At 65.0% G+C, this 23,675-nt stretch carries 17 protein-coding genes and 4 pseudogenes; 11 read left to right on the top strand and 10 right to left on the bottom strand.

The window, feature by feature from the left end; genetic code table 11:
• Positions 1–45: 45 nt before the first annotated feature.
• Entirely contained in the window at positions 46–1,275 is a 1,230-nt protein-coding gene (locus W823_RS46640) for a DUF349 domain-containing protein (RefSeq protein WP_023959669.1), read from the bottom strand.
• A gap of 341 nt (positions 1,276–1,616) precedes the next feature.
• On the opposite strand from W823_RS46640, the gene W823_RS46635 reads away from it, so the two are divergent.
• The 5 genes and pseudogenes from W823_RS46635 (at position 1,617) to W823_RS46615 (ending at position 6,863) form a co-directional block, all read left to right on the top strand.
• The gene (locus tag W823_RS46635) at positions 1,617–2,327 is read left to right on the top strand and encodes a hypothetical protein (protein ID WP_031332602.1); all 711 of its coding nucleotides are present in this window, start codon (positions 1,617–1,619) and stop codon (positions 2,325–2,327) included.
• The gene (miaA, locus tag W823_RS46630; RefSeq protein ID WP_031332600.1) at positions 2,324–3,235 is read left to right on the top strand and encodes a tRNA (adenosine(37)-N6)-dimethylallyltransferase MiaA; all 912 of its coding nucleotides are present in this window, start codon (positions 2,324–2,326) and stop codon (positions 3,233–3,235) included. Before W823_RS46635 ends, miaA begins: the two co-directional genes overlap by 4 nt.
• 27 nt (positions 3,236–3,262) lie before the next feature.
• Positions 3,263–4,152, top strand: a pseudogene (dapF, locus tag W823_RS46625) (diaminopimelate epimerase).
• Between the two features lie 45 nt (positions 4,153–4,197).
• The gene (hflX, locus tag W823_RS46620; RefSeq protein ID WP_023959666.1) at positions 4,198–5,634 is read left to right on the top strand and encodes a GTPase HflX; all 1,437 of its coding nucleotides are present in this window, start codon (positions 4,198–4,200) and stop codon (positions 5,632–5,634) included.
• A gap of 86 nt (positions 5,635–5,720) precedes the next feature.
• Positions 5,721–6,863 (top strand): acyl-CoA dehydrogenase family protein, encoded by a 1,143-nt coding sequence (locus W823_RS46615; protein WP_023959665.1) that lies wholly within the window; start codon positions 5,721–5,723, stop codon positions 6,861–6,863.
• A 105-nt stretch (positions 6,864–6,968) separates the two neighbouring features.
• Here W823_RS46615 and lexA read toward each other — a convergent pair whose 3' ends face one another.
• Positions 6,969–7,688, bottom strand: a complete 720-nt coding sequence (gene lexA / locus W823_RS46610; RefSeq protein ID WP_023959664.1) for a transcriptional repressor LexA — start codon at positions 7,686–7,688, stop codon at positions 6,969–6,971.
• Between the two features lie 222 nt (positions 7,689–7,910).
• Between lexA and W823_RS56680 the strand changes: the two genes are divergently transcribed.
• Together W823_RS56680 and nrdR are read left to right on the top strand one after the other, a co-directional pair.
• Positions 7,911–8,432 carry a LysM peptidoglycan-binding domain-containing protein gene (locus W823_RS56680; protein ID WP_023959663.1) on the top strand — a complete coding sequence of 174 codons (522 nt, stop codon included), beginning with the start codon at positions 7,911–7,913 and terminating at the stop codon, positions 8,430–8,432.
• A 95-nt stretch (positions 8,433–8,527) separates the two neighbouring features.
• Positions 8,528–8,977: a transcriptional regulator NrdR gene (nrdR, locus tag W823_RS46605; protein ID WP_023959662.1), complete on the top strand. Its 450-nt coding sequence runs from the start codon at positions 8,528–8,530 to the stop codon at positions 8,975–8,977.
• Between the two features lie 30 nt (positions 8,978–9,007).
• Here nrdR and hrpA read toward each other — a convergent pair.
• Positions 9,008–12,855: pseudogene (gene hrpA / locus W823_RS46600) on the bottom strand (ATP-dependent RNA helicase HrpA).
• A gap of 143 nt (positions 12,856–12,998) precedes the next feature.
• On the opposite strand from hrpA, the gene W823_RS46595 reads away from it, so the two are divergent.
• Positions 12,999–14,237, top strand: coding sequence for an aspartate aminotransferase family protein (locus W823_RS46595; RefSeq protein ID WP_023959661.1), 1,239 nt, complete (start codon positions 12,999–13,001; stop codon positions 14,235–14,237).
• A gap of 90 nt (positions 14,238–14,327) precedes the next feature.
• Here the strand turns inward: W823_RS46595 and W823_RS46590 are convergent, their stop codons facing one another.
• Both W823_RS46590 and W823_RS46585 read right to left on the bottom strand, forming a co-directional pair.
• A complete protein-coding gene (locus W823_RS46590; RefSeq protein ID WP_023959660.1) occupies positions 14,328–14,858 on the bottom strand; it encodes an alkyl hydroperoxide reductase in 531 nt (176 codons plus the stop codon).
• Between the two features lie 26 nt (positions 14,859–14,884).
• Entirely contained in the window at positions 14,885–15,472 is a 588-nt protein-coding gene (locus tag W823_RS46585; protein WP_023959659.1) for a peroxiredoxin, read from the bottom strand.
• Between the two features lie 135 nt (positions 15,473–15,607).
• Between W823_RS46585 and W823_RS46580 the strand changes: the two genes are divergently transcribed.
• Positions 15,608–16,540 (top strand): hydrogen peroxide-inducible genes activator, encoded by a 933-nt coding sequence (locus W823_RS46580; RefSeq protein WP_023959658.1) that lies wholly within the window; start codon positions 15,608–15,610, stop codon positions 16,538–16,540.
• Positions 16,541–16,564: 24 nt separating this feature from the next.
• Here W823_RS46580 and W823_RS46575 read toward each other — a convergent pair whose 3' ends face one another.
• From W823_RS46575 to W823_RS46560, 4 genes and pseudogenes are all read right to left on the bottom strand, one after another.
• Entirely contained in the window at positions 16,565–17,020 is a 456-nt protein-coding gene (locus W823_RS46575) for a MarR family winged helix-turn-helix transcriptional regulator (protein ID WP_023959657.1), read from the bottom strand.
• A pseudogene (locus W823_RS46570) lies at positions 17,017–17,631 on the bottom strand (DJ-1/PfpI family protein); the annotation flags it as partial. The gene W823_RS46575 and the pseudogene W823_RS46570, both read right to left, overlap by 4 nt.
• A 66-nt stretch (positions 17,632–17,697) precedes the next feature.
• Positions 17,698–20,202 (bottom strand): RNA helicase, encoded by a 2,505-nt coding sequence (locus tag W823_RS46565; RefSeq protein WP_023959655.1) that lies wholly within the window; start codon positions 20,200–20,202, stop codon positions 17,698–17,700.
• Positions 20,203–20,229: 27 nt separating this feature from the next.
• Positions 20,230–21,207, bottom strand: coding sequence for a proteasome assembly chaperone family protein (locus tag W823_RS46560; protein WP_023959654.1), 978 nt, complete (start codon positions 21,205–21,207; stop codon positions 20,230–20,232).
• Between the two features lie 259 nt (positions 21,208–21,466).
• Between W823_RS46560 and W823_RS46555 the strand changes: the two are divergent.
• Positions 21,467–22,554 (top strand): annotated as a pseudogene (locus W823_RS46555) (S-(hydroxymethyl)mycothiol dehydrogenase).
• Complete coding sequence (locus W823_RS46550; protein WP_023959653.1) at positions 22,551–23,177, top strand: MBL fold metallo-hydrolase; 627 nt, start codon at positions 22,551–22,553, stop codon at positions 23,175–23,177. The pseudogene W823_RS46555 and the gene W823_RS46550 overlap by 4 nt, the downstream one beginning before the upstream one ends.
• Before the next feature lie 12 nt (positions 23,178–23,189).
• On the opposite strand, the gene W823_RS46545 is transcribed toward W823_RS46550, so the two are convergent.
• Entirely contained in the window at positions 23,190–23,666 is a 477-nt protein-coding gene (locus tag W823_RS46545; RefSeq protein ID WP_023959652.1) for a hypothetical protein, read from the bottom strand.
• Between the last annotated feature and the right edge of the window lie 9 nt (positions 23,667–23,675).

The raw sequence follows: 23,675 nt of genomic DNA, 5'->3' as shown, positions 1-23,675 counted from the left end.
GCATCCGTCGGGCCCGCCGGCATCCGTGAGGATGCCAGGTCGACGTCAGTCCCCGATGGCGCCTTCGGCAGCACGCGCCCATTCGCGCCACTGTTCGGCCTGTTCGCGTAGCTTGCGTGCATCCTTGCTCTTGCCGTTGGCTTCCGCCTTGGCAGCCTGATCCTCGAGCTGGGCCACGCGGTCGGCGAATTGCTGTGCACGCGCCTTCACTGCGGGATCGGTGCGCTGCCACTGAGCGGACTCGGCGTCGCGAATCCGCTTCTCCACAGCCTTGATCCGTGCCTCGAGGGAGTGCATCTGTTCGCGCGGCACCTTGCCGATCTCGTCCCACTGGTCCCGGATGGTGCGGAACTCGCGACGAGCCGCCTCGAGATCTGCTTGCGGATCGATGGACTTCTCGGCCCGCGCAAGTAGTTCGAGCTTTGCCTTCGCGTTGGTCTCGAACTCGGCATCGCGTTGTGACGACGCGGCGTTGCGGGCGCTGAAGAAGACATCCTGGGCGGCCTTGAACCGCGCCCACAATGCGTCGTCCTGGTCGCGTGGTGCGCGTCCGGCGGCCTTCCACTGGGTCAGCAGGTCGCGGAACTTCGCTGCGGTGTCGGCCCATTCGGTCGACGACGACAAGGCCTCGGCCTCGACGATCAGCTCTTCCTTGCGTGAACGGGCGCCGGCGCGTTCGCGGTCCATCTCGGCGAAATGTGCACCGCGACGGCGGTTGAACGTGTCACGGGCCTTGGAGTAGCGCTTCCACAGCTGGTCGTCGGTCTTGCGGTCGACGCCTTTGATGGTCTTCCACTCTTCGAGGATGACCCGCATGCGGTCGCCGGCGACTTTCCATTGGGTCGACTCCGACCCGATCTGCTCTGCTTCGGCGGCGAGTTCTTCTTTGCGGGCGACGGCCTTTGCACGGGCTTCGTCCCGGTCGTGTTTGACCTTCTCGGCAGCGCCGTCCGCGCCGTCGATGATCAGCTTCAGTCGCGATGCGACGGCATCGACGTCTCCGATGACCGCTGCCGTGGGCAACGTGTCGAGCAGTGCGGCCGCTGCGGTCTTGGTCTTGCGGGGATCACCGGTACCGGCGTCGAGGCGCTCCTCGAGCAGCTCGACTTCGACCACGAGGTCGTCGAATCGCCGACCGAAGTGCGCCAGGCCTTCGGCGGCTGTGCCCGCCTGCCACGAGGCGATCTGGTGCTCGCCCTCTGAGGTTTTGAGCCACACGGCGCCGTCATCGTCGATACGCCCGAACTTCGAGGGATCCGACGCGGGACGTATCACCTCCGCAGGTGCGGGGTGGACCTTTGCCGGGGGGTGCTGACCGGGGCGCGGGCCCGGTCGCGGGCCGGGCCGGGGACCAGGCTTGGGTCCCGGGGCGGGCGCGGTGTCTCTGGTGCGGCCGGTGCGGGCGTGTGCTGCTCGGTCATCTCAGTACCTAGTTCCTGCCGCGCGACACGGCTGCCAGTTGCGTTTGTCTACCGGCGGTGAACGGTCTCCACACCCGGGTGGCGGCGCACCGCCTCTATCATTGAAGCAGGTCACCGGCTTGTGTGTGGACACTCGTGGACAATCGGCCGGTCGGGCGCATTCTGGGTTCACGCGCGTCGGCTAGCGTGGCGCAGGTGTTGGTTGCCGCTGCATTTGTCCCGGGCGCGCCGGTATTGGTGCCAGAACTGTCCGGGCCGGCGCTCTCGGAGGTCGCACCGGTGCGGGCCGCGGCATTCGACGTCTGTGGACAACTCGCCGAAATGTGCAGTCGCTGGGTACTTGTCGGTGCCGGAGACCCTCGACGTGAGATGTCTGCGCGGGGAACCCTGGCGGGTTTCGGTGTCGATGTGGCAGTGGAATTGGTCCCGGGTTCTGATGAGCCGACTGATGCCGGCATGCCCACCACAGTGTTGATCGGGGGATGGCTCCGGACCCGGACGGCTCCACATGTTGCTCTCACGGTGGAGGTCGTCGACCCGGCTGCGCCCGCGCAGTCGTGTCTACGGCAAGGGTCCGACCTAAGGTCGCGGCTCGCGTCGGCCCCGGAGCCTGTCGGTCTGCTCGTGGTGGCCGACGGTGCAACAACGATCACCGAGAAGTCGCCCGGTGGGCTGAAGCGCGGTGCGGTCGAGTTCCAGGACATGATCGACGACGCGCTCGCAGCGGCCGACCACAACACCATCTCGGGGCTCGACGAATCGCGGTGTGCCGAGTTCGGCGTCGAGGGCAGGGCAGCGTGGCAGGTGGCATCTGGAGCCTTTGCCGGACCATCTCTGGCGTCCGAGGTCCGCTACGCGGGGGCGCCGTTCGGCGTGGGTTACACGGTGGCCTGGTGGAACACGTGACCGCCGGGACGAAGCCCATCGCGGTGATCGGGCCCACGGCCAGTGGCAAGTCCGACCTCGCGCTCGATCTGGCGGTCGAGCTGGGCGGGGACATCGTGAACGTCGACGCGATGCAGCAGTACCGGGGGATGGACATCGGTACGGCCAAGGTTCCCGTGCACGAGCGTCGCGGGATCACTCATCATCAGATCGACGTCCTCGACGTCACCGAGACGGCGACCGTCGCCAGGTATCAGCAGGCCGCCCGCGAGGACATCGAGCGTCTCCTGGCGCAGGGGCGAACGCCGGTGGTGGTGGGTGGATCGATGATGTACATCCAGGCACTCCTCGACGACTGGAACTTCCCGGCCACTGATCCGGCCGTCCGACGGCGCCACGAAGACGAACTGGAGCGGATCGGGACACGAGCAATGCATGACCGGCTGGCGCAGGTGGATCCGGAAGCCGCCCGGCAGATCCTGGACACCGATGGTCGCCGGATCGTCCGGGCGTTGGAAGTGGTGGAGCTGACGGGTCAGCCCTTCGCCGCGTCGGCTCCGACGATCGGTGACCCCAGGTGGGACACGACGGTGATCGCACTCGATCGCGACACCGCAGAGCTCGACGAGCGGATCGAGCGACGCACGAGTGCGATGTTCGGTTCGGGCTTCGTCGACGAGGTGGAGACACTGCTGGCGGCCGGCCTCCGGGATGGTGTCACCGCTGCTCGCGCCATCGGATACGCACAGGTGATGGCGGCCATCGACGGCGAATACGACGTGGCGCGCGCGCAGGAGCTGACCTTCATCGGTACGCGGCGTTACGTACGCAGGCAGCGGTCCTGGTTCCGCCGTGACCCTCGCATCCACTGGCTCGACGCCTCGTCGCCGGACCTCACCGGTCAGGCGCTGCGCGCGGCAGGCAGATGAGGAGGTCGGGCGCGTATCGTTGACAGAATGTTCGCACGCGTCGATTTCGTCAAAGGGCACGGCACACAGAACGATTTTGTGCTGTTGCCCGACCCCGGCGTGCAGTTGGACCTCACCCCGGAGTTCGTGTCGGCGCTGTGTGATCGTCACCGTGGCATCGGGGCGGACGGGGTCCTCCGGGTCGCCACAGCCGGGGCACTCCGCGACGCGGGTGTGCTCACAGCGCTCGGCGCCGGCATAGCCGACGACGATTGGTTCATGGACTACCGCAACGGCGACGGCTCGATCGCGGAGATGTGTGGCAACGGTGTCCGGGTGTTCGCGCATTTCCTTGCCGCGCACGAGCTCGTGTCCGAACGCTCCTTCACCGTCGGGTCGCGCGCAGGTGCGCGGCCGGTGACGGTGCACGCTGTGACGGGTTCGTCGGCCGACGTCACCGTGAACATGGGCCCAGCCCGTCTCGGCGTCGACAGCAAAGCCAGATCGACGGCCGGCGGTACGCCGGGGTGTCGGTGGATGTCGGCAATCCCCATCTGGCGTGCGTGGTCGACGGGTTGACGCCGCAGGATCTGGCGGACATCGATCTGTGCGGGTCGATCACGTTCGACAACACAGTCTTTCCCGATGGTGTGAACATCGAGCTGATCACCGCACCGTCGGCAGGCGCTGCGGACGCCGTGGACGCCGAGATCACGATGCGGGTCCACGAACGCGGAGTCGGTGAAACCCGCAGCTGCGGTACCGGAGTCGTCGCCGCCGGCGCAGCTGCTCTGCGGTTCATGGGAAGGTCCGAGGGGACGGTACTCGTCAACGTTCCCGGGGGCCAGATCACGGTGACGGTCGATGACGAGAACACAACGCTGCGCGGCCCGTCGGTACTCGTCGGCGCCGGAGTGCTCAACGAGGGATGGCTCTAAAATCGGTATGCACCACACCTACCCGAGTGTCACCATGGTGATCTCATGACCGAAATCAACAAGACCGGCAACGATCAGCGCGACGCGCCGACGATCGGCGAACTCCAGCTCGACGAACGCAGTTCGCTGCAGCGCGTCGCCGGATTGTCCACAGAACTCACCGACGTCACCGAGGTCGAGTACCGCCAGCTGCGACTCGAACGGGTTGTCCTGGTGGGGGTCTGGACGCAGGGCAGCACCACTGCGCAAGCAAATTCCAGTCTCGCCGAGCTCAAGGCCCTCGCCGAGACGGCAGGGTCGGAAGTTCTCGAAGGTCTCATCCAGCGTCGTGAAAAGCCCGACCCGGCAACCTATATCGGGTCCGGCAAAGCTCATGAGCTGCGTGAGATCGTCTTGGCCACCGGCGCCGACACCGTCATCTGCGACGGCGAGCTGACCCCCGCTCAGCTGACCGCTCTGGAAAAAGTGGTCAAGGTCAAGGTTGTCGATCGAACTGCGCTGATCCTCGACATCTTCGCCCAGCACGCGACGTCGAGAGAAGGCAAGGCGCAGGTCGCCCTGGCCCAGATGGAGTACATGCTCCCGCGGCTTCGTGGCTGGGGTGAATCCATGTCCCGGCAGGCGGGTGGCCGTGCCGGCAGCAATGGCGGCGTCGGACTGCGCGGACCCGGTGAGACCAAGATCGAGACCGACCGTCGACGGATCCGCGAACGCACCGCGAAACTGCGGCGCGAGATCCGCGAGATGAAGACGTCACGAACCACTAAGCGCGCCAAGCGAAAGCAGGCTGCCGCGTCAGCGGTGACCATCGTCGGGTACACGAACGCCGGCAAATCGAGTTTGATCAACGCGTTGACCGGATCGGGCGTGCTGGTCCAGAACGCCTTGTTCGCAACCCTCGATCCGACAACCCGTCAGATGTCCCTCGAGGATGGCCGTGAACTGGTCATCACCGACACCGTCGGATTTGTCCGGCATCTGCCCACCCAGCTGGTCGAGGCCTTCCGTTCGACCCTCGAAGAAGTCGCCGACGCCGATCTGCTCCTGCACATCGTTGATGGTTCGGATCCGGTTCCGACCGACCAGATCATGGCGGTGCGGAAGGTGATCGAATCCGTGCTCGAGGAGGAGAAGGCAACAGCTCCGCCCGAACTGCTCGTGATCAACAAGATCGATGCGGCCGACCCGCTGGTACTGGCGCAGCTCAAAGGGCTGTTCCCGACAGCCGTGTTCATCTCGGCGGCCACCGGCGAGGGCATCGACGTACTCCTCGACCGCATCCGGGAGTCGGTGGCCAGGAACGACGTGCACGTCAGTGTCCGGGTGCCGTATGAGCGTGGCGACCTCGTGTCCCGGATCCATGCCGAGGGTGACGTATTGACCGAACGTCACGAACCGGACGGGACTGCGATCACCGCCACGGTGCCTGCCGCGCTGTCGCGCCAGCTGGCATCTCTGGCCATTCCCGAGGCGGCCGAATAGCGCTTCGAACTGCAGCTTTGGGACAGATGTAGAATCCGGTTACAGTTGGATATCCAACCAATGCCACCTGTAACGGAGACCTGACGATGGAACGCACCCTTTTCGAGCCCGAGCACCTTCTCTTCCGTGATTCGTACCGGAGCTTCCTCGAACAGCACGTGGCGCCGAACCACGAACGCTGGGAAGAGCAGAACCTGGTGGACCGGGATGTCTGGGTCGAAGCAGGAAAGAACGGATTCCTCGCGGTGGAGGCGCCCGAGGAGTTCGGTGGCGGGGGAGTCGACGACTTCCGTTACAACACCATCATCGACGAAGAGACCGTCCGCGGCGGCTATAGCGGTATCGGATTCGCGCTGCACAACGACGTGGTGGCGCCGTACCTGCTCGACCTCTGCAATGACGAGCAGAAGGCACGCTGGCTGCCCGGCTTCGTGTCCGGTGAGCTGATCACCGCGATCGCGATGACCGAGCCCGGCACCGGGTCCGATCTCCAGGGCATCAAGACCAACGCCAAGAAAGACGGCGACAACTGGGTGCTGAACGGTTCCAAGACGTTCATCACCAACGGTATCAACGCGGACCTCGTCATCGTGGTGGCCCGCACCGACCCCGAGGCCGGTGCGAAGGGGTTCAGCCTGCTGGTGGTCGAGCGCGGTATGGAGGGATTCGAACGCGGCCGCAATCTTGACAAGGTCGGGATGAAGGCGCAGGACACCGCCGAGCTGAGCTTCGACAACGTCAAGGTGCCCGCCGAGAACCTGCTGGGCGAGGAGGGGATGGGCTTCATCTACCTGATGCAGAACCTCCCGCGGGAGCGCCTGTCGATCGCTGTTGTGGCGGCCGGTGCGATGGAGTCGGTTCTCGAGACGACAATCCAGTACACGAAGGACCGCAAGGCATTTGGCCGCCCGATCGGTAGCTTCCAGAACTCGCGGTTCCTGCTCGCCGAACTGGCGACGTCCACCGCTACCACCCGTGTGTTCGTCGATCGGTGTATCGAACTGCTGAACGAGAAGAAGCTCACCGTTCCGGACGCGGCGATGGCGAAGTACTACGCCACCGAGAACCAGGTCCACCTCATCGATCGTTGCCTGCAACTGCACGGTGGCTACGGCTACATGCGTGAGTACTCGGTGGCCAAGGCCTTCCTCGATTCGCGCGTTCAGACCATCTACGGCGGCACCACCGAGATCATGAAGGAAGTCATCGGCCGAAGCCTCGGGGTCTGAGTACGAGTTTCATAACTACGCGAAGTGGGGTGCACCGGAAGGTGCACCCCACTCGTGTCTGCGTAGTCCCCGCGTCCCCGGTTACCGAGGATGTTGCCGGACGCCTCAGAGGCGCCGCATCACCGTGACGACTTTGCCCAACACAACGGCGTTGTCGCCGGGGATGGGGTCGAACACCGGGTTGTGCGGCATCAGCCACACCGCATCCTTGGTGCGTTTGAACGTCTTGACGGTCGCCTCTCCGTCGATCATGGCCGCGACGATGTCGCCGTTGTCTGCGACATTCTGCTGTCTGACGACCACCCAGTCGCCGTCACAGATGGCGGCATCGATCATCGACTCGCCGACCACCCGCAGGAGGAACAGAGACCCTTCCCCGACAAGCTCTTTCGGTAGCGGGAACACGTCTTCGACGGCTTCCTCGGCCAGGATCGGCCCGCCGGCCGCGATGCGGCCGAGGACCGGAACGAACGTCGGTGTCGGCAGTGATTCGTCGGGTACCTGGACCTGGCCGGCCGCCGTGGCCGGGTTGAGGTCGGTGTCCTGGATGTTGACCGCCCGGGGACGGTTGTTCTCGCGCTGGAGGAATCCTTTGCGCTCGAGGGTGCGGAGCTGATGAGCGACCGACGACGTGGAGGTGAGGCCGACGGCATCACCGATCTCGCGGATGGACGGGGGATAGCCGCGTTCGCGGACCGACGCCCGGATCACCTCCAGCACGGCTTTCTGGCGCGGGGTCAGAGACCCCTCGGCCAGCGGTTCGGAAGTGACCACCGTCGCGGCCGCCGCGTCCGGCGGCGTCCGGGTGTCTGTCGTATCGGCCATCAGGTCCTCCAGTTCGTACGGTGTCCGGCCAAGGTGTCGTAGCTGTCGAGAGAAGAAAACGCACACGTTGTTCGTTGGATTATGGGGATCACGCTAATGCAATCAGTCACAACTCTCAAACATTTGTTCGATTGGGCGTGGCGTGTGTCGGACCCCCGTGATACAACTCGAACATTCGTTCAATCGAACGAGTGATCGAACTGTTGACCCGAGGATCGAACAATGACTGCAGCCACCACCATCAGCCGCCCGGCCGCTGAGCGGCCCCGTCGCCGCCTCGCCCGAGTCGGTGGGCCCGTCGCCTCCGATCAGTACACCCGCACGGCGCGAGCGCGTGTCGACAGTACTCGCCGACCGGCCGACCGCAGGCTCGCCGCAGACCGCCGTGTTGTGGTGGGCTGCTCCGAGCCGGGCAGTTCCGCACCGTCGGTTGCCGTCGAGCGCGATGTGTATTTCCGCCGACGTGCCTGGGCCGGAGCCGCCGTGGTCGGAATCGGCCTGATGATGCTCGTGCTGTTCCTCATGTTCTTCGGCCGGGTTGTCGAGAGCGGTGCCGCTCCGGCGAACACCGGGACGGCGGTCGTCCACGTGCAGTCGGGAGAATCGTTGGGCGACATCGCCTCTCGAATCGCACCCGAGATGCCGACCGAAGCGGTGGTGGAGAAGATCATGGACCTCAACGCGATGAGCAATTCAGCGTTGTCGCCCGGGCAATCCCTGGTGACGCCGATCTACGCGCGGTAGCTGCAGTGCTGGGGCAAGCAATCGGCCGGGCGGTATCCTCTACAACAGAGTGTCCGGTCATTCCGACGGGGCCGCTGACGTCCGAGGAACCCTGCATGCACTGCCCGTTTTGCAAGAACGAGGACACGCGGGTCGTCGACTCACGGGTGGCCGACGAGGGCCAGGCGATTCGTCGTCGGCGGGCCTGCTCGCAATGCGGACGGCGGTTCACCACCGTGGAGAGCGCAGTCCTCGCGGTCGTCAAACGCAACGGTGTCACCGAACCTTTCAGCCGCGAGAAGGTGATGAGGGGCGTGAGGCGCGCCTGCCAGGGCCGCGCGGTCGACGATGACCGTCTGCACCTGCTCGCGCAGCAGGTCGAAGAGGCCGTTCGAGCCTCAGGATCGGCCGAAGTTCCCAGCAACGAAGTGGGCCTGGCGATCCTGGGCCCGTTACGAGATCTCGACGAGGTCGCTTACCTTCGCTTTGCGTCGGTGTATCGCTCGTTCGACTCAGTCGAAGACTTCCAGAAAGAGATCGACGATCTGCGAGCGGCCAAACCCTGACCGCTTTCGTCCGGCAGTGGTGCTGCCGGATCAGCGCAGTTCCCGGATGGCCTTGATCGCCCGTTTCTCCGACACGGGATACGCAGTACGCAGGTGCTGTGCGAACAGTCCAACTCTCAGCTCTTCGACGATCCATCCAGCTTGGTCGTTGACCGCGTCCCGGCGACCGGGCGGCACGTGTCGCAGGTGATCAGTCCACGCCGACACCACCCGGTCGATGGCAGCCATCGACTGGGCATCGCGAGCGGCGCCTGCCGGGAGCTGTTCGAGCCTCGACCTCGCAGCATCGAGGTAGCGGGGGATCTCCGAGAGGTGTTCGTCGCGTGTCGCAGAGACGAATCCGTCGAACAGCAGCTCGTCCAGCTGGTCCCGCACGTCGTCTGCGGCGATCGATCTGGCGCCCGCGGTGATCGCCGTTCGTAGGGGCGCCACGCGGGTCAGGATCGTCGCCACCCTGCGTAGTTTGTCCGTTGCCCTCCCGGTTGCCTGGCGGGCCACATTTTCCCGAAGTGCAGCGAATTCGCTTGTCGTCCAGACATTCGGCGGGTTGGGTACAAGGTCCACCACGGCAGCCCGAACGCAATCGGCCAGAAGAGCAGCGGTGTCCGGGTAGGGGCTCTGACTGAGGGCGAGTCGCTCGGCGGTGCTCAGTGTCGATGTCACCGACGGTCGTAGTGGCGGAACGCTGGAGACGATCATCTCGACAACAGCGTCGTACATGTTCGCAGCCTGCTCGGCCTGGGTGGGTACGGCGACCACCGTGAAACCACTGCCTCGGCGGGTCAGGGCGGGATAGCTTGTGATGTCTTGCCCGGCAACAGAACTGCGCAATGTGCGGCTGATGTCTCCGAAGGTGTCAGCGGTCCACGTGGTGGCCACAGGTCGGGATGCGGTGCCGGCCTCACTCTCCAGGGCAGCGCGAGATCTACCGGCCAGTCGATCCTGCAGTTCGCGCAGCGACTTGGAACGTCCGAGAACTTCGCCGTCGGTGGTGACCGCAGTGAAGGTCATACGCAGGTGGCCGGGGAGTGCGGCAAGTCGTAAATCTGATGCTGCTACGTCGACACCCGTGCGCGCACGGATCTCGGCGGCCACCGCCTCGGTGAGAGGCTTGCTCCTCGGTGTCACCGACTCCAGTATTTGCCCGGCCAGGTCGGGGGCCGGTCCCACTTGCCGCCGTAGGGATTTCGGCAGGGTGCGGATCAGCTCGGTGATCAGCTCCAAGCGCATGCCGGGGACCAGCCAGTCGAATCCAGAGGGCCGGGCACGCACGAGCAGCGACAACGGGATGAGCACACTTACGCCGTCATCGACGGTGCCGGGCTCGAACCGGTAACTCAAGGCATAACTTGTGTCTCCCTGACGCCAGTGGTCGGGAAACCCGGCCGGGTCGGTGGCGGCAGCGTCGGCCACGAGGTCGGCGGGATCCAGATCCAGCAAGGTGGGGTCAGCTTTGCGTGCGGTCTTCCACCACGTGTCGAAGTGTCTGCCCGACACCACTTCTTCGCCGATGTGACGGTCGTAGAAGGCGAAGAGCTGGTCGTCGTCGACGATGACGTCGGTGCGCCTCACCCGGTGAACCGACTCCTCGGCGTCCTCGAGCAACGCGCGATTGCGGTGAAAAAACGGGTGTTGTGTACGCCAGTCACCCTCCACGAGCGCGTGGCGGATGAACAACTCGCGAGCAACGGCGGGATCGATCGAGCCGTAGTTCACGCGTCGTTTGGTGACCAGCGGGACGCCGTAGAGGGTGACCCGCTCGTAGGCCATGGCCGCTGAGTGTTTCCCGGACCAATGAGGCTCGCTGTACTGCCGTTTGACGAGGTGCCCGGCCAGGCGCTCGGCCCATTCCGGTTCGATGCGTGCGGCGGTACGCGCCCAGAGCCGAGAGGTCTCCACGATCTCGGCCGCCATCACGAACCGTGGTGGTTTCGACGAGAGATGAGATCCCGGGAAGATCATGAACTTCGTGCCGCGAGCGCCCAGGAACTCCTTGGCGTCTCCCTCGCGGACGCGATCTGGCTGAGCAGACCGGACAGGATGGATTGATGAATCGACGCCGCCGATGGCGATTCATGGTCTGGTGCGGTCACCGTCGCAGGAACCGACCACCCGAGGTCCTTGGCGATCCGGACCAGCTGCGCGTGCAGGTCTCGCCATTCGCGGATTCGCAAGCTGTGCAGATACTCTCGACCGCACCGCTTCCGGAACTGGTTCGACGACAACTCCGAGCGTAGTTCGTCCAGGTAGGTCCACAGATTCAGCAGGGTCAGGAACTCCGACCCCGGAGCGGCGAAGCGCGCATGCGAGGCATCGGCCGCCTGGCGGTGTTCGGCCGGCCGCTCGCGTACGTCCGGAATCGACAGTGCGGCCGCCAACACGAGCATCGGGCCGACCACGCCCTGTTTGTCGGCCTCGACCAGCATGCGCGCCAGCCGCGGATCGACAGGTATGCGAGCGAGCGACCGTCCGATCGGGGTGAGTCGGCGCACGGGGTTGTCGGCCGAGGCAGGTTCGAGCGCCCCGAGTTCGTCCAGTAGTTGCTGGCCGTCTCGGATCGCCCGCTGATCCGGCGGCTGTACGAACGGGAACCGGCCGACGTCGCCGAGCCCCAGAGAGGTCATCGTGAGGATCACCGACGCGAGGTTGGTGCGCAGGATCTCGGGCTCGGTGTACTCGGGCCTGCTCTCGAAGTCCTCTTCGCTGTAGAGCCGGATGCACACACCTGCGGCCACGCGGCCACACCGCCCCGCCCGCTGCCGTGCGCTGGCCTGCGAAATCGGCTCGATCGGCAGCCGCTGCACCTTGGTGCGCGTGGAGTAGCGCGACATCCGGGCGGTGCCGGCGTCGATGACGTAGTGGATTCCCGGCACGGTCAACGATGTCTCGGCAACGTTGGTGGACAACACGATTCGCCGACCTCGGTGACTGGAGAACACCTTGTGCTGGTCTGCCGCGGACAGCCGGGCGAACAGCGGGACGATCTCGATGCCACGGGATTCAAGGTGTGCAAGCGATTTCGCGGTATCGGTGATCTCGCGTTCGGTGGGCAGGAACACCAGGATGTCGCCTGGGCCGTGAGAGCACAGCTCGTCGACGGCGGCCCCGATGGCCTGTAGCTGATCGAGGTCGGCTTCGTCCTCGTCGTCGACCACGAGTGGGCGATAGCGGATCTCCACCGGATAGGTGCGGCCGGACACCTCGATGATCGGCACCGGCGCGTCATCGGTCGCGAAGTGGTCGGCGAACCGGCCGGGTTCGATGGTTGCCGAGGTGATGATGATCTTCAGGTCGGGGCGGCGTGGCAGCAGTTGCTTGAGGTAGCCGAGGATGAAGTCGATGTTGAGGCTTCGCTCGTGGGCCTCATCGATGATCAGGGTGTCGTACTCACGGAGCATCCGGTCCTGGGACAATTCACGCAGCAGTATGCCGTCGGTCATCACCTTGACCAGCGTGTCGTCGCCTGCCTTGTCGGTGAAGCGCACGGAATATCCGATGACGCCGCCGAGTTCGGTCCCGGTTTCCTCGGCGATCCGTTCGGCAACCGACCGCGCAGCGAGTCGGCGAGGCTGAGTGTGACCGATCTTGCCGGCCAGTCCGCGCCCCAGCTCGAGACAGATCTTGGGAAGCTGTGTGGTCTTACCGGAACCGGTTTCACCGGCGACGACAACAACTTGATGCTCCGAGATCGCCTCGGCGATGGCATCGCGGGCCTCGGACACCGGCAGTTGCGGCGGGTAACTGATCGTGGGGACGAGCGCGCGTCGGCGCTCGATCACAGCCGGATCCGGCCGGTCGGTGCGGGTGGAGCGGTTGGTCGGACGTCGTCGCCGTTTACGCCGGGCGGACTGTTCCGGCTGGTTGGACGAAGTCGACATAACTGATCTAGCCTACCTGAGCGGCGGATCCGGCAATGTCCGGCGGACCCGTGTCCCCGCTCCCGGCGCGCCCGAACACGGATTGACACGAGAGTGGCTGCGGCCCCGGAGGAAACCAGGGGGACACCAGGCATGATGTTCACATGACAGTCTCAACTTCTGCCGGTCTCTGGCACGGATTCGCCGACATGGGCGCAGTGAGCACCACGGGACCCTTTGTGGTCACCAAGGGTGAAGGCGTCCACATCTGGGACGACAAGGGGAACAAGTATCTCGATGCCACAGCAGGCCTGTGGTTCACCAACGTCGGGCACGGACGCACGCAGATCGCCGACGCGGTGGCGAATCAGTTGAGCACGCTGGCGCACTACTCCGGCTTCGGTGACATCACCTCCGACGTCACGGCGGCGTTGGCCGACCGTCTGTCCGGCCTCGCTCCGGTACCGGGGAGCAAGGTGTTCTTCACCTCGGGCGGCAGCGATTCCATCGACTCGGCCGTCAAACTGGCGCGCCGCTACTGGCATGAGATGGGCAGGCCCGACAAGAAGATCGTGGTCGGCCGCACGAAGGCGTATCACGGTATGCACGTCGGCGGCACCGCGCTGTCCGGGCTGCCCCCGAACCGCGAGAACTACGGCGATCTCATGGCCGATGCGGCCACTGTCGACTGGGATGACGCCAAAGGGCTGCTGGGGTTGATCGAGCGGGTCGGTGCCGAGAACATCGCCGCGTTCTTCTGTGAACCGATCATCGGGGCGGGCGGGATCTACCTCCCGCCGGAGGGTTACCTCGCCGAGGTGCGCCAGATCTGCCGCGACCACGATGTGTTGTTCGTCGCCGACGAGGTGGTCACCGGCTTCGGCCGGATCGGCGGATCATGGTTCGCCTCGAGCCGATTCGACCTGCAACCCGACATGATCGCCACCGCGAAGGGATTGACGTCGGGGTACGTGCCGATGGGAGCGGTGTTCATCGCCCCGAACATCGCCGAACCGTTCTATTCCGGCGGTGTCTGGTGGCGCCATGGTTACACCTACGGAGGTCACGCCGGGGCCGCCGCAGCAGCCATGGCGAACCTCGACATCATCGAGACCGAAGGTCTGCTCGAAGATGCTGCCCGTTTGGAGTCCGATCTGCATGTGGCGCTTGCGCCGCTTGCTGATCTGGACGCGGTCAGCGAGGTCCGCAGCGGGCTAGGCGCGGTGAGCGCCGTCCAGCTCGAGGAGCCTTCGCGGGCACCTGCTGCCGTGGCAGCTCTGCGCGCTCACGGCGTCAGCGGACGGGCGGCAGGCCAAGGCGCACTACAGATCTCGCCGGCTTTTGTGATGACAGGCGCGCAGGTGGCCGAGCTCGCCGAGCGGATCTCCGACGCCCTGAGCTAGTCACTCGACAACAGAACCCACCGGTTTCGGTGAGCCGGCCGACAACGGCGACCGGCTTCGATCGGAACGGGTGGGTTCTGTGTGTTGGGTCTATCCGACGAGTACGTCGGCGGTGCTCAGTGCGGCTGCCACGCCGGCGACGATGGAAGCCACCTTGAGTGCCTCGAGAATGGCCTCGCGGTCGATGCCGGCCTCGCGCAGCGTGTTCTCGTGAGCTGCCACACAGTGACCGCACCCGTTGATGGACGACACCGCGAACGACCACAGCTCGAAATTGGCCTTGTCGACGCCGGGATTGCCGATGATGTTCATCCGCAGCCCGGCTCGCAGGTCGTCGTACTTGCCGTCGAGGAAGCCCCGTCCCCGGTAGAACACGTTGTTCATGCCCATGATCGACGCGGCGCCCAGTGCGGCGTTGTACGCCTCTGCCGAAAGCGTGTCGGCCGCTTCGTCGGCGATCTCCTTGAGCACCACGGCGTTCTTGGTAGCGGCTGCGGTGGACAGGAGGGTGCCCCACAATTGCTCGTCTTTGAGAACCGTTGTGCGAGCGATCGACCCGAGATTGAGCTTGAGGTCTTTCGCGTACTCGGGCAGCGCGTTCTTCAGGTTGTCGATACTCATGTCTCACCCAATCCTTGTTGCGAGCGTCAGACGCTTGCGGTCAGCAGCTCACCAGCGTTGATGGTCGGATCGCCCTTCTTCCAGTTGCAGGCGCACAACTCGTCGGACTGAAGTGCATCCAGCACCCGCAGAACCTCGTCGACGTTGCGACCGACGGAACCGGCCGTCACCGAGACGAACTGGATTTCGTTGTTCGGGTCCACGATGAACGTCGCACGATCGGCGACACCGTCGGCGTTGAGCACGCCGGCTGCCGATGCGAGTTCACGCTTGAGGTCCGAAAGCATCGGGAAGGGAAGGGTTTTCAGATCTTCGTGCTGCGCACGCCACTGGAAGTGCACGAACTCGTTGTCGACGGACGCTCCGAGGACCTGGGCGTCGCGGTCTGCGAACTCTTCGTTCAACTTGCCGAAGGCGGCGATCTCCGTGGGGCACACGAAGGTGAAGTCCTTGGGCCAGAAGAACACGATGCGCCACTTGCCCGGGTGGTCGTCGCTGCTGATGGTGGTGAAGTAGTCATCGGGCTGCTGGGCGTCGACCTTCGAGAGGTCGCCGCCGATCACGGCCGTCAGGTTGTAGGAAGGAAATTGGTCGCCGATGGTCAGCAAAGCCATGGTGCTCCTTGGTATTCGACTAGAGATGCGAGATTTTCAGATCTTCGTGTGTGCGGACGCGTCAGTGCGCACTGAACCATCGTGCCCAAGTACGGGCGAAAAGGAAACGTGATGAGTAGCACTAAGGTGATAGGTATGGCCGATCAAAGTTATCAACCGACCATCGCCGGGCTCAAGGCCTTTGCGGCCGTCGCCGAGAAACGCCATTTCGGCTCTGCGGCAACCAGTCTCGGCATCAGTCAGCCGTCGCTGTCCCAAGCCCTCGCAGCCCTGGAGGCCGGACTGGGGGTCAAACTTGTCGAGAGGTCGACCCGACGTGTCTTCTTGACGAACGAGGGAAATACCTTGCTGCCCAGGGCGATGTCCGCCATCGATGCCGTTGACTCGTTCACCCACGCCGCTGCGGGAGTCACCCAGCCGATGACAGGTACTCTTCGACTGGGTCTGATCCCGACTGTCGCGCCGTATGTCTTGCCGACTGTGTTGCGCGGACTGGGTGAACATGTTCCTGCTCTGACGGTGAGGGTGGTCGAAGACCGGACGGGCCCGTTGCTCGAAGCCCTGCGCCACAATTCGATCGACGCGGCGATGATCGCGTTGCCGTCCGACGTGCCGGGGATGATGGAGATCCCGATGTACGACGAGGATTTTGTCCTCGCTCTGCCGGCGGGCCATCCACTCGCCGGTGCACGTGAGGTCAATCCGGCTGCGCTGGCTGATCTTCCGCTGTTGTTGCTGGACGAAGGGCACTGCCTGCGCGAACAGGCCCTGGAGGTCTGCCGCCTCGCGGGGGTACGTCCGGATATGGGCCCCACACGGGCGGCGTCGCTCGCCACGGCTGTGCAGTGCGTAGAAGGTGGGTTGGGGGTCACGTTGATACCCGCGACGGCCGAACGCACCGAAACTGCCCGGGGTTCACTGGCAACGGTGCAGTTCGATTCGCCGCGCCCGGGGCGTCGCATCGGTCTGGTGTGGCGCGTGACAAGCGGACGAGAAGCCGAATATCGCACGCTTGCAACTCTGATTGCCGACCTGGTCACCCAGTCCGGTGCTGCGCGCCCCGTGTAGTTGCTGCGTGCCGTTCGAGTCTGTTCACCTCGGCGGCTTCGCCGACGCCAGCGACTCCAGCGCGGCGGACAGGTCCCGCAGACCGGCAAGCGCGGCCTCCCACCGTTCGACACCCAGGTGGCCACACAACTTCGTGGCGAGGGCTGCATGCCCCGGGTTGATCCGACGCACGGCATCGCGCCCGGCATCGGTGGCCTCCACGAGCTTGGCCCGACGGTGGGCCGGGTTGTCGTGGTAGGCGACGAACCCCTGTGCAGCAAGAACATCGGCGGTGCGTTGCACACTCTGTCGCGTGATACCCATAGTCCGTGCGATGTCGGAGACCGTCAACGGCTCACCGAGGATGGCGCCGAGCACTTGCCAACGGGTTGCGGTCAGCCCGGCAGGCTCGGCCAATTGTTCTGCCACGGACATGAACTGACCGTTGAGCCGAAAGGTGGTGAGGGCCGAATCGCTCAGGAGGTCCTGAGGATCTGTCATGCCTGAAGGGCCATCAGGTCGTGATAGCCGGCGGGGTCGCCGCTGTAGAGCCGGAACCAGGCCGCAAGGACCTCGGGGGTGTAGAGGTCGAGCTCGGCGAAGATCTCGCGGGCGAACGCCACCGGCTGCATGGCGGCGGCGGTGATGAGGTGGCCGGGCGTGCTGGTGTCGGTGACCGCTGGTTCGTCGACGTAGTCGACTGCACCCGCGTACCCGGTCCACGACAACGCCTCGGAGGCATTGCTGGTGTGGCGCCGACCGTCGAGCAACCCGGCTCGGGCCAGCCCGACGGTTGCGCCGCAGATCGCGGCGACGGGAACGCCCGCGGCCAAGAACGCGGCCGCGGCGTTCGTGAAGTCGCCGAGGTCGCCGGTCATCCACGCGCCCGCTCCGGGGAGGATCAGCATTGCACTGTCATCGGGATCCAGGTCACCGATCGCGAGGTCGGGCACGATGCGCACGCCGCCCGCAGTGGTCACCGAGTCGGTGGTGGGGCCCACCGTACGAATCCGGTAGCGACCGGGTCTCTTCTGATACTCCGGGTCGTTGATGTGCGCGACAGCGTAGCCGGCTTCCCAGTCGGCGAGTGTGTTGTAGACGGCGAGGTGGACGACGGAGGTTGCGGGGTCTTAGGACATGACAACATACTGTCAATATGACAGCTTGCTGTCAATGACTCATCCGGCCTGGATGTGCAGGTCGAGCAACTCGGGTTCGTCCTCGGCGGTGTCGGGCCTGCTATACCTGGCAACGATCGACCATCCGTGGTCACCGTCGGAGTCGTCGAGGACCTGGCGGGCAACCCACTCGTCACCGTCGGCTTCCACCGAGAACAAGGCCGGGCTCCTGGCTGCCGGCCCTGCGCCCGGAGTGCCGTACTCGTCGAAGAATTCCGCGGTCTCGTCGAACCAGTCGAGATCGGGGTAGGCGGCATGCAGTGCGGTCCAATTCCGGTTGGCCAACAGGTTGACGAACCGGAACATGTTGTTGCGCAATTCGACTCGGGTAGCTCGATTGTTCGGCGCCCGGCCCGGTGGCGTCACGGACGCCAGCGGGTCGGCGATCGCCTGGTCGGGGTGTGTCAGCTGCTCCCATTCGTCCAGCAGGCTCGAGTCCACCCGGCGAACCAGCTCGCCCAGCCATTCGATCACGTCGTCGAGTTCGTCTGTCCGTGCCGAATTGGGAACACTCTGCCGCAGGGTGCGATAAGCGTCCGTCAAATACCGCAGCACCACGCCCTCGCTGCGGGCGAGTGCATAGCGCGAGATGAGGTCGCCCCAGTCCATCCCTTGTTCGATCATGTCGCGGAGTATCGACTTGGGGCGCGGGGGGGTGTCGATCACCCACGGGTGACCCTGCTGGTAGGTGCCGAACGCCTCAAAGATGAAGTCGCGCAGCGGTCGTGGCCACGTCACCTCGGTGAGGAGCTCCATCCGCTCCTCGTACTCGACCCCGTCGGCCTTCATCTGCGCGATGGCCGCGTCCCTCGCGACCTTCTGTTGGCCCATCAACACCGGACGCGGATCTTCCAGTGTCGCCTCGACAATCGAGATCAGATCGAGGGTGTAGGTGTCGGAGTCGGTGTCCAGCAGCTCGAATGCCGCCAGGGAGAACGGCGACAACGGGTTGTTCAGGGCAAAATTGTTCGGCAGGTCGACAGCCAGAACGGCGTAGCGGCCCAGGTCGTCGGGTTCGTCGAGTCGCAGGACCACGCCGCTGTTGACCAGGGATCGATACAGCGACAAGGCCCGAAGGATGTGCCAGCGTTGACGGGCCCGGGTCTCGTGGTTGTCCTCGAGTAGGTGACGCATGGCCGTGAAGCAGTTGCCCGGGCGGGCAATCACTTCCAGCAACATGGACGTGCTGACACCGAACCGGGATCGCAGGGGTTCGGGCGGAGCGTCGATGAGCTTGTCGAATGTTGCCTCACCCCAGGAGACGAACCCCTCCGGCGCCTTCTTGCGCTGGATCTTCTTCAGCTTCTTCGGATCGTCACCGGCCTTGGCGACCAGCCGGGCGTTCTCGACGTCGTGATCGGGCGCTTGGGCGACCACAAAACCGCGGACGTCGTACCCGGCCCGGCCCGCCCTCCCGGCGATCTGATGGAACTCGCGGGCACGCAGATGGCGCTGACGCACGCCGTCGTACTTGGTCAGCCCGGTCAGCAGGACGGTGCGGATCGGCACGTTGATGCCGACACCCAGGGTGTCCGTCCCGCACACCACGCGCAGAAGTCCTTGCTGGGCAAGACGTTCGACAAGGCGTCGATAGCGCGGCAACATGCCGGCATGATGCACGCCGATTCCTGCGCGGACCGTCTTCGACAGGGTTTTGCCGAAGCCCGTGCTGAAGCGGAAATCACCGATCTCCGCTGCGATCGCATCGCGTTCGGACCGGCTGCAGATGTTGGCGCTGAGCAGCGACTGTGCGCGTTCCATCGCGGAGACCTGGGTGAAGTGCACCACGTAGACCGGCGCCCGGTCTTTGGCGATCAGTTCCTCGATGGTCTCGTGCACGGGCCGGGTGGAGTACGAATACTCCAGCGGCACCGGGCGAGTGGTGCCGGTGATGTCGGCGGTGTCACGTCCGGTGCGACGCCGTAGATCTTCGATGAAGAAGTCGACATTGCCCAGTGTCGCCGACATCAGGACGAACTGGCTCTGCGTCAGCTCGATCAGGGGGACCTGCCACGCCCAGCCACGGTCGGGCTCGGAGTAGTAGTGGAACTCGTCCATCACCACGATGCCGATGGAGGCGTCAGCGCCTTCTCGCAGGGCAATGTTCGCCAGCACCTCGGCCGTGGCGCAGATGATGGGGGCACCGGCGTTGACCGAGGCATCCCCGGTCAGCATGCCCACGTTCTCGGCGCCGAACTGGGCGCAGAGGTCGAAGAACTTCTCGCTGACCAGCGCTTTGATCGGCGCCGTGTAGAAGGCGCGACGGCCCTGTGCGGCAGCGAAGTAGAGTCCGCCGCTGGCGATGAGCGATTTACCCGAGCCGGTGGGGGTGGAGACGATCACGTTCGACCCGGCGGCGAGTTCGAGGAGTGCTTCGTCCTGGTGGGGGTACACCTCGATCCCGCGCGCAGCCCACCAGTCGACGAACGCGGTGTACAGGCCGTCGGGGTCCGCGTCCCCGGGATTCGGGAAGGCGAGCGGCCGAGCCTCTGCGGACTGTGTCACCAATGCAGGTTAGGCCACCGTCGGCGATCAGCCGGCAGTGCCGCCGCCCGCCTGGCCCGAATCATCGTCTGAGTTGCGGTCGCTGCCGGCATCCCCGGTCTGGGTGGCGAGGAACCGTTCCAACTCGGCCCCGAGCTCGTCGCCGGTGGGCAGATCACCCTCGGCGGCCAACAGCGATGCCTTCTCCTGTTGCGCCTGGTTGAAGGTGTCGTACTGCGTTTCGAGCGCGGCGACCACAGACTCGACCTCCTGGTTGCCCGACACCTCGGCGTCGACCTGGCTACGGACCTTCTCCGCCGCGTTGGCCAGTGCGGCCGTCGGCAGATCCAATCCGGTGATCTCGCCGAGCGACTCAAGCAACTTGTGCGACGCGGCAGGGTATTCCGCCTGCGAGAGATAGTGCGGCACATGGACGGAGAGTCCGGCAGTTGTCAGACCGTGCTGTCCCAGACGGAGTTCGAGCAGCATCGATGCGCTGGCGGGAACCTTCAGCTCCGAGCCCCATCGGGGCAGCGAAGCGATCAGGTCCTTGTCGTTCGCGTGCGCCGTGATGGTGGACGGCCGGGTGTGCGGTATCCCCATCGGGATGGCGTTAAGACCGATCACTGTGGACACCCCGAACCGATCCGACAATCCCTGGATGGCGGCGACGAACCGTTCCCAGCGCAGGTCCGGCTCGGCGCCGGAGAGCAGCAGGAACGGCGTGCCGTTGTTGTCGCGCACGGCATGCAACGTCAGCTCGGGCATCGCCACGTCGGTGAACTGGTCACCGGTGAACGTCATCAAAGGGCGGCGCGATCGGTAGTCCATCAGTTCGTCGGTGGAGAACGTCGCCACCAATTCCGATTCCAGACTCTGCCGCAAGTGGTCCGACGCGAGTTTGATCGCGTGGCCTGCGTCGGCGAAACCCTCCAGCGCGTGGACCAACACCGGTCCGTCACCCTCGTCGCCGGTCACCTGTGGCGCTGGAAACTCGAGCTCGTAGAGCGTGGACTTGTCGTCCATGGCGAACCTCCTCGCTGCCCAGTCCTGCTGTCGTGTGGATAAGTGTTCTCCATTGTCGCCCATGATCGGCCGTTCGAACCAATCCCTGGCCGAGAGTCAGCCCTGACCACGGGCTCAATGGCGACTAGTGTTCTCAACGGAGTTCGAACGGTGTCAATTCCCCAGCGAGTTCGCCGTGAGCGAAAACCAAGCAAACATTAGGGTGAAGACCGCGGCGGTCAGACCGCCCCAAACACGGTCAGTGCAGCGAAAGGCAATCATGGCAGAGCAGGTGCGTGGTGTGGTCTCGGCAGGAAAAGGGGCCCCGACCACGATCGAGACGATCACGATCCCCGATCCAGGCCCCCGCGACGTGGTGGTGCGCATCCTTGCCTGCGGCGTGTGCCACACCGACCTCGCCTACCGCGAGGGCGGTATCAACGACGACTACCCGTTCCTGCTGGGACACGAGGCCTCCGGCATCGTTGAGACCATCGGTGATCAGGTCACCCATGTCGAACCCGGCGATTTTGTCGTACTGAACTGGCGCGCGTGTGTGGTGTGTGCCGAGCCTGCAAGCGTGGTCGCCCCTGGTACTGCTTCGACACGTTCAACGCGAGCAAACCGATGACTCTGCAGGACGGCACCGAGCTGACGCCCGCACTCGGTATCGGCGCGTTCGCGGACAAGACGCTCGTTCACGAAGGTCAGTGCACCAAGGTCGCCCCCGATGCCGATCCGGCCGTGGTCGGGTTGCTGGGTTGCGGTGTCATGGCCGGCATCGGAGCGGCGATGAACACCGGTGGCGTCGGCCGCGGCGACAGCGTCGCTGTGATCGGATGCGGTGGAGTGGGCGATGCCGCCATCGCGGGCGCCAGGCTTGCCGGCGCGACCAAGATCATCGCGGTCGACCGCGATGCCCGCAAACTCGAGTGGGCGACCTCTCTCGGCGCCACCCACACCATCGATGGTTCTGTGACCGACGATGTCGTCACCGCGATCCAGGACATCACCGACGGCAACGGTGCCGACGTGGTGATCGATGCGGTCGGTCGGCCCGAGACGTACAAGACCGCGTTCTATGCGCGCGATCTGGCCGGTGTCGTTGTGCTCGTCGGTGTGCCGACACCCGAGATGACCCTGGAGATGCCACTGGTCGACTTCTTCTCTCGCGGCGGTGCCCTCAAGTCGTCTTGGTACGGCGATTGTCTGCCCGAGCGTGACTTCCCGATGCTTGTCGACCTGTACCAGCAGGGCAGGTTGCCACTCGAGCTGTTCGTCACCGAGCGTGTCGGACTGGACGACGTGGAAGCCGCGTTCAGCAAGATGGAGGCCGGCGAGGTCCTGCGTTCGGTGGTGATCCTGTGACCGTTCGCGTCGATCACGTCGTCACCTCGGGCACGTTCAGTCTCGACGGCGGTACGTGGGATGTCGACAACAACATCTGGCTCGTCGGTGACGATTCCGAGGTTGTCATCATCGACGCCGCACATTCGTCGGCGCCGATCATCGAGGCGGTCGCCGGACGTACGGTCAAGGCCGTGCTGCTCACCCACGGCCACAACGACCACATCACGGTGGCCCCCGAATTGTCGCGCACGCTCGATGCCCCGATGAAGATGCACCCGGGTGACCGGATGCTGTGGGACCAGACGCACGCCGATGTCGCTCCGGAGGAACTGGCCGATGGTCAGAAGATCAGTGTCGCGGGCACCGACCTCGTCGTGATCAACACCCCGGGTCACTCGCCTGGTTCGTCGTGCATCTACGCACCAGAACTAGGGGTGCTGTTCAGCGGCGACACACTGTTCTCGGGCGGACCCGGCGCAACCGGTCGCTCGTTCTCGGACTTCCCGACGATCATCGAGTCGATTCGGACCAAGATCTTCACGTTGGATCCTGGGACGAAAGTGCACACCGGACACGGTGATTCCACTGCGGTGGGTACCGAGTCGCCACACCTCGAAGAGTGGATCAAACGCGGGAGCTGACCTCGCGGGAGGTCAAGCATCCAGTGCAGGCGGCGAGCTGATCCTGGTGATCAGCTCGTCGACCCGATCGTGCTGCACTGTTGCCCCACCGGACAATGCGGCCGCCACGTTCTCCAACTCGGTGACCGCGGAGTCGGCGTGAGCAAGCGCGGTTTCCCGCAGTCGCGGGGGAGTCTTGGACACCGCTATCAGCCAATTGTCGAGATCTGTTGCGGCCAGCTCGATCCGGACCCTGGCGTCGATACGTTCGCCGTCGTACTCGAGCTTTGGGTCGGCGCGGAGGAGGGCCAGCGCGTCGCGGATGCGCCGGTGCAGCCGCGCTTCCGGGTCGTGCGAACCTGCCCAGGACGCGGGCGCATTGGTGGGCTGGCCGGGGATGATCTCGTTCGAGCGCACCGCGCTGTCCCGGATCCGGCGGGTCATGAGGAAGACACCCACCGCCGCGGCAACGCATGCGACGAGGACAACGACCACGATCGCGGTGGTCATGACGGCCTC

This window comes from Williamsia sp. D3, assembly GCF_000506245.1.
Taxonomy (GTDB): domain Bacteria; phylum Actinomycetota; class Actinomycetes; order Mycobacteriales; family Mycobacteriaceae; genus Williamsia; species Williamsia muralis.
Note: the sequence above shows the minus strand (reverse complement) of the source record. Positions and strands in the feature narration are given on the sequence as shown.